Origin of the sequence: Ilumatobacter nonamiensis YM16-303 (assembly GCF_000350145.1) — a bacterium.
Taxonomy (GTDB): Bacteria; Actinomycetota; Acidimicrobiia; order Acidimicrobiales; family Ilumatobacteraceae; genus Ilumatobacter_A; species Ilumatobacter_A nonamiensis.
In genome coordinates this window covers 1-1,982 of sequence record NZ_BAOL01000251.1, presented here as the reverse complement: position 1 = coordinate 1,982, position 1,982 = coordinate 1, and the positions used below count along the sequence as shown (strand labels likewise).

At 66.2% G+C, this 1,982-nt stretch carries 1 protein-coding gene and 1 pseudogene; both read left to right on the top strand.

The features are described from left to right. The first annotated feature begins 60 nt into the window (after positions 1 to 60). Positions 61 to 1,479: a sulfatase family protein gene (locus ON45_RS18900; RefSeq protein WP_040496040.1), complete on the top strand. Its 1,419-nt coding sequence runs from the start codon at positions 61 to 63 to the stop codon at positions 1,477 to 1,479. Between the two features lie 214 nt (positions 1,480 to 1,693). Then, positions 1,694 to 1,982 (top strand): annotated as a pseudogene (locus tag ON45_RS18895) (hypothetical protein); the annotation flags it as partial.

Below are 1,982 nucleotides of genomic sequence, written 5' to 3'. Positions count from 1 at the left end.
CACGGAGCGCCGGAACAGATCACGAGAACGGGGTGGGGCGGGGCGGCTAGACAGAGATGCATGGCAACGACCTCGGAACGCCCGAACATCGTGTTCATCATGAGCGACGACCACGCGGCGCACGCGATCTCGGCGTACGGCAGCCGGATCAACGAGACACCGCACCTGGACCGGATCGCCGACGGCGGCATCCGGATGGACAACGCGTTCTGCACGAACTCGATCTGTGCACCCAGTCGCGCGTCGATCCTCACCGGCACGCACAATCACGTCAACGGCGTGACCACCCTCAACACGCACCTCGACAACTCGTTGTGGACGTTCCCGCAGGAGCTGCAAGCGGCGGGATACCAGACCGCGCTGTACGGGAAGTGGCATCTCGGCCACGGCGAAGGTCACGATCCGGTCGGCTTCGATCGGTGGCGGGTGCTGCCCGGGCAGGGGCACTACCACAACCCGGTGTTCGTCGATTCCGAGAAGGGGATCGTCGAGCGCGGCGGCTACGTGACCGACCTGATCACCAACGACTGCCTCCGCTCTCTCGATCGACGCGACCCGGACCGGCCGTTTGCTCTGTTCTGCCACCACAAGGCTGCACACCGCACGTGGGAACCCGATCCCGCGCACTTCACGATGTACGACGACGTCGACATCCCGTTTCCGGAGACGTTCCGCGACGATCTCGAAGGTCGCGCCGAGGTGGTGCAGGCGGTGCGGATGAAGATGCTCGACCTCGATCCGATCATCGACCTCAAGGCGACGGTGCCGGACGGGTTGACGCTCGACGAGGAGATCGACTGGCGGTACCAGCGCTACATCAAGGACTACCTGCGCGTCGTCGCGTCGATGGACGACAACATCGGTCGGATGCTCGACTACCTGGACGAGCACGACCTGACCGACAACACGATCGTCGTCTACACGTCGGACCAGGGGTTCTTCCTCGGAGATCACGGCTGGTTCGACAAGCGGCTGATGTACGAGGAGTCGTTGCGGATGCCGCTGTTGATCCAGTACCCGGACGGGATCACCGCCGGGTCGGTCTCGGACGACATCGTCACCAACGTCGACTTCGGTCCGACACTGCTCGACCTCTGTGGCGTGGACGTTCCCGACGACGTGCAGGGCCGATCATTCGCGCCGTTGCTCCGCGGTGAGACGGTCGACGACTGGCCCGGGTCGATGTACTACCGCTACTGGATGCACAACGACTGGGCGCACGCCTGCCCCGCGCACTACGGCGTGCGGACCCACACCCACAAACTGATCTGCTACTACAACGATCCGCTCGACCAGCCCGGCGCATCCGGTCCCGCGAACCCGATCGAGTGGGAGCTGTTCGACCTCGTGAAGGATCCGCTCGAGGTCGACAACCTCTACGGCCGCCCCGGAACCGAGGCGATCACCGCGGAGCTCACCGCCGAGCTGGAGCGGTTGCAGCTCGAGGTCGGCGACACCCCGTACCCCGCTGCGTCCTGACCCGGGAGGACCTGCCGCCACGCTTCGTTCTCGTCGCGCATCGCTGCGGAAACCGGGCGGAAGCGCGACGAGAACCGAGGGTGGCCGGCGCGGGGACGGGTGTCCGGCGTCGGCCGAAGAAATTCTCCGGAAGTGTGTAAGGCGGGCGATGGGTCGTGCGTCAGGACCGTCGACACCCGCACGGAGCGGGTGCACGACGAAAGGACATCGACCCATGCGAAACCTCACCCGCCTCCCGCTGGCGCTCACCGCGATCGCCGCGTTCAACATCACCGGAGCCGCGGCTCTGGCCGAGACGCCGGCACCGAACGCGTTCCCCTCCGGTCCGGTCATCGGCGCGGACCTGTGCAACCCCCTGCAGGAATTCTGTCCCGACCCCACTCCCGATCCTGATCCGGTCCCGGTTCCCAATCCGGCCATCCCCGAAGGACCCGGCGGACTCACCGACGATCCGTGCGACCCCGTCGAAGGACCCTGCGGACCCGGACCCGACGACCCGGAAA